This is a genomic window from Gordonibacter sp., assembly GCF_036667095.1.
Classification (GTDB): Bacteria; Actinomycetota; Coriobacteriia; order Coriobacteriales; family Eggerthellaceae; genus Gordonibacter.
Genome location: NZ_JAVWUP010000194.1, coordinates 1 through 4312, shown reverse-complemented (window position 1 = coordinate 4312; position 4312 = coordinate 1). Strand labels below are relative to the sequence as shown.

The 4312-nt window shown below is 60.4% G+C and carries 4 protein-coding genes; all 4 read left to right on the top strand.

Features of this window, described 5'->3' with window-relative positions; translation table 11 throughout:
• Window positions 1-1512 (top strand): uroporphyrinogen-III C-methyltransferase (gene cobA, locus RR842_RS12240; protein WP_332729913.1); only part of this gene is annotated, 1512 nt, incomplete at its 5' end.
• A complete protein-coding gene (hemB, locus tag RR842_RS12235) occupies window positions 1509-2486 on the top strand; it encodes a porphobilinogen synthase (protein WP_332518306.1) in 978 nt (325 codons plus the stop codon). The genes cobA and hemB, both read left to right, overlap by 4 nt.
• A 13-nt stretch (window positions 2487-2499) precedes the next feature.
• Window positions 2500-3804: a glutamate-1-semialdehyde 2,1-aminomutase gene (gene hemL / locus RR842_RS12230; protein WP_332522417.1), complete on the top strand. Its 1305-nt coding sequence runs from the start codon at window positions 2500-2502 to the stop codon at window positions 3802-3804.
• Window positions 3805-4045: 241 nt separating this feature from the next.
• Window positions 4046-4234: a 4Fe-4S dicluster domain-containing protein gene (locus tag RR842_RS12225; RefSeq protein WP_332513960.1), complete on the top strand. Its 189-nt coding sequence runs from the start codon at window positions 4046-4048 to the stop codon at window positions 4232-4234.
• Window positions 4235-4312 lie beyond the last annotated feature (78 nt).

Below are 4312 nucleotides of genomic sequence, written 5' to 3'. Positions count from 1 at the left end.
AAGGTTGTTCTGGTAGGGGCCGGTCCGGGGGATCGTGGCCTGCTCACCTTGATGGGGAATGATGCAATCGAGCAGGCCGACGTGTTGGTCTACGACCGCCTGGTGTCGCCTCGGCTACTGGAGTATGCGCGCCCTATGTGCGAGCGGATCTACGTGGGCAAGACACCGGATCGTCACATGCTGCCGCAAGAGCAAATCAACGTTCTTCTGGCGGATAAGGCGGAAGCCGGTAACATGGTTGTCCGCCTGAAAGGGGGTGACCCTTTCGTGTTCGGTCGCGGTAGCGAGGAGGCGCAGGTTCTACGTGCGCGGGGAGTTGATTTCGAATTCGTCCCTGGCGTCACGTCCGCCATTGCGGGTCCGGAATACGCGGGCATCCCAGTAACCCACCGCGGACTGGCCTCGTCATTTTCCGTCATCACCGGGCATGAGGATCCTGAGAAACTCGAGTCATCCATTGATTGGCGGCTTCTTGCCCAACAGCAGGGGACGCTCGTCTTTCTTATGGGCATGAAGAACCTGCCCCTCATAGCGGCAAACCTTATGGAAAACGGCATGTCTCCGCAGATGCCGGTGGGCATTGTGCAGCGGGGGACCTGGCCTGACCAGCGGGTTTTGTGCTCGACTCTCGACGCGGTGGCGGACGAGGTTGTGCAGCGAGGCTTCGCCAACCCCTCCATTATCATCGTGGGCCAGGTGGTTACCCTGCATGATGATCTTGCCTGGTTGAAGAAAGGCCCGCTTGCGGGAAAGACCGTCGCGGTCACGCGTGCCCGCGCGCAGGCTTCGAAGCTCACTGAAGCGCTCGAGGGCTTGGGCGCTGTTGTGCAGGAGCATCCGATGATTCTCATCGCGCCGCCCGACAACCTCGATGCCCTGCGCGATGCCGCAGTGGCCGCGGGAACTTTTGATTGGATCGTGTTCAGCAGTGTCAACGGGGTGGACGCGTTCTTCGATGCGCTGGTCAATGCGCAAGACATCTGCGCCGCGGATGTTCTTTCCGCTCGCTTCGTTGCCGTGGGGCCCGCCACCGCCCATGCGCTGGAAGCGCAGGGTGTGCACGATGCGCTGGTGCCGGTACGGTTCGATGCTGAAGGCGTCGTGGAGTGCTTGGAGGGGAAGATTGCTCCCGGCCAGCGTGTGCTGTTGGTGCAGGCACAGCAGGAACGTGACGTTCTGCGCGCGGGTCTTCAGGCGTACGGTGCGGACGTGACGGCCGCGCCCGCGTACCAGAGCGTGCCGGTTGAAGAGAGCCGCGCTTCCCTGGTAGAGGCATTGCGCGCGGGCGACCTTGACGCCATGACGTTCACCAGCTCTTCGACGGTTTCCAACACGATCTGCCTTTTAGGCGACGACGCGCCTCTGCTCGATGGCGTTGCCCTGTATTCGATCGGCCCTGTCACTTCGAAAACGATGGCCGAGCACGGCCTTGCGTGCGCGGGGCAGGCCGATGAGGCTACGATTGCAAGTTTGGCGCAGTTGATCTGTCAAGATTTAGGAGGTCTTGCATGAACCTTTCCATCCGCCCTCGCCGTCTGCGTGCCAGTAAAGCCTTGCGCGCGATGGTTCGCGAGAATCGTCTGGACCGGGCCGATCTCATCTATCCGTTGTTCGTGTGCAGCGGCAGCGGGGTGAAGGATCCTGTCGAATCGATGCCGGGCGTGTTCCGGTATTCCGTCGATCAGCTGCCCTCCGTTCTCGATGCCGTGGTCGATCGGGGCATCCCCGCCGTCATTCTTTTCGGCATTCCGGCGTGCAAGGACGCGGTGGGTTCGGGTGCCTATGCCGAAGATGGAATCGTGCAACAGGCTGCACGCTTCATCAAGGCCGACTATCCCGCTTTGTTGGTGATCGGGGACGTGTGCTTGTGCGAGTACACCGACCATGGTCATTGCGGTTTGGTGGAAGGCGACGTGATCGTAAACGATGCGAGCGTTGAATTGCTGGCCGAGACGGCGGTCTCGCAGGCGCGTGCAGGCATCGACATCGTCGCGCCTTCGGATATGATGGACGGCAGGGTGGGCCGCATCAGGCAGGCCCTCGACGAGCACGGTTTCCAGCACGTGGCCATCATGTCGTACGCCGCGAAATACGCATCGGGTTTCTACGGGCCGTTTCGCGATGCCGCAGGATCCGCCCCCTCCTACGGTGATCGGAAAACCTATCAGATGGACCCCGCAAATGGCAACGAGGCGCTGCGGGAGGTTCGCTCGGATGTTGCTGAGGGTGCCGACCTGATCGTCGTGAAGCCCGCTATGGCGTTCGGGGACGTGATGTGGCGCACAAGGCAGGAGACGCTTCTGCCGGTGGTCGCCTACAACGTGAGCGGGGAATACTCGATGGTGAAGGCGGCTGCTGCGCAGGGGTGGATCGACGAGCGCAAAATCGTGATGGAAACCCTTGTGGGCATGAAGCGTGCCGGCGCGGACATGATCATAACCTATCATGCCTTGGACGTTGCCTGCTGGCTCGACGACGCGGAATAGACGGAGGCCGACGATGCAGGGTAAAAACAATGTCTTGACCATGGTTCGAAGCGAAGAGGCGTTCCTTCAGGCGCAAGAAGTCATACCGGGCGGCGTCGACTCGCCGGTGCGCGCGGCGCTTGCCGTCGGTGCCAACCCGCTGTTCATCGAGCGCGGCGAGGGATGCTACCTGTGGGACGTCGACGGCAACCGCTACATAGACTATGTTGGTTCGTGGGGCCCTCTCATCTTGGGTCACGCCCATCCCAAGGTCATCGACGCGGTGTGCCGCGCCGCCGGCAAGGGAACGAGCTTCGGCGCCCCCACCGAGGCAGAAACGCTGCTCGCTCGCGAGGTTATCGATGCCTTCCCCGCCATGGAGATGGTTCGTTTCGTGAACTCAGGAACCGAGGCCACGATGAGTGCCCTTCGCCTGGCGCGTGGAGCCACGGGTCGCGACCTTATTGTCAAGTTCGAGGGATGTTACCACGGCCATAGCGACGGGCTGTTGGTGGCGGCTGGCAGCGGTGCCTTGACCATGGGCACGCCAACATCGGCGGGGGTTCCTGCCGCCGTGGCTCGGCAAACGTTGGTTGCCCGCTACAACGACCTGGAAAGCGTGCGATCGCTGTTTCAAGCTCGCGGCAGCGACATCGCGGGAGTTATCGTAGAGCCGGTGGCGGGAAACATGGGCGTCGTTGCACCGCAAGAGGGATTCCTGCAAGGGCTGCGGGACGTGTGCGACGAATACGGATCGCTCCTCATCATCGATGAGGTGATGACGGGCTTTCGCGTGGCGTACGGTGGCGCGCAGGTGCTCTTCGATGTGGAACCGGACCTCACCTGCTGCGGCAAGATCATCGGCGGCGGCCTGCCGCTTGCGGCCTTCGGGGGCAAGCGCGCGTACATGAGCCTGCTCGCGCCTTTGGGGCCGGTGTATCAGGCGGGCACGCTCTCGGGGAATCCTTTGGCCGTTGCCGCAGGTTTGGCAACGCTTCGGGTGTTGAAGGAGCCCGGCGTATATGACGGGCTGTTCCTCCATGCCGACATGCTCGTGGACGGGATTCGTCGGATCGCGGCGCAACAGGGGGTTGCGCTGCGCATTAATCAGGTGGGTGCGATGTTCTCCCTGTTTTTCACCGACGGTGAGGTGACCGATTATGAGCGTGCCTCGTCGTCAGACGCGGGTCTGTTCGCGCGTTTCTACGCTCTCATGCGCGAAGAAGGCGTTTACTGCGCTCCCAGCAGATTCGAATCGCTGTTCCTGTCGTGTTGCCACGATGACGCCGTAATCGAGAAGACGCTGGAGTGCGTTGCCGCATCGCTTGCGAAGCTGTAAGGCCCTGCGGTAGGGCTGGCCATAGAAATACCGAATCAACGATAGCAATACCCTATCTCACGCACCGAAAAGGTGGGTTAAATGCCTCATGACCAGGCATAATGACTTGTTATAGGTTCGATTAATCCCCCAATAAAGTATACATATTTTCACCGGGCAAAAGTTGGTGGTCAAATATGCACAGGTTGTGAAGATGCGTGGCGTGACTATCGTCGAGCGCTTCCTAAAAGAAGGGGGATCCATGTTCATTGTTGCTATCAATCAGGAAAAATGCACGGGATGTGATTCGTGTGCCGAGGGGTGCCCAGCACACATCCTGGGGTTTGACGGAACCCATGCGTATGTGTCGGGAGACGAGGCGGAATGTCTTGGTTGCGAATCCTGCACTTCGGTATGTCCAAGCGGCGCGGTTACGATAACCGAGCTGTAGACTGTCGGTTTTCAAACTACGGTAGAAGGAGACCAGCTATGAGGAGTCAAGACCCATAAACAACTTATTTTGAGATTT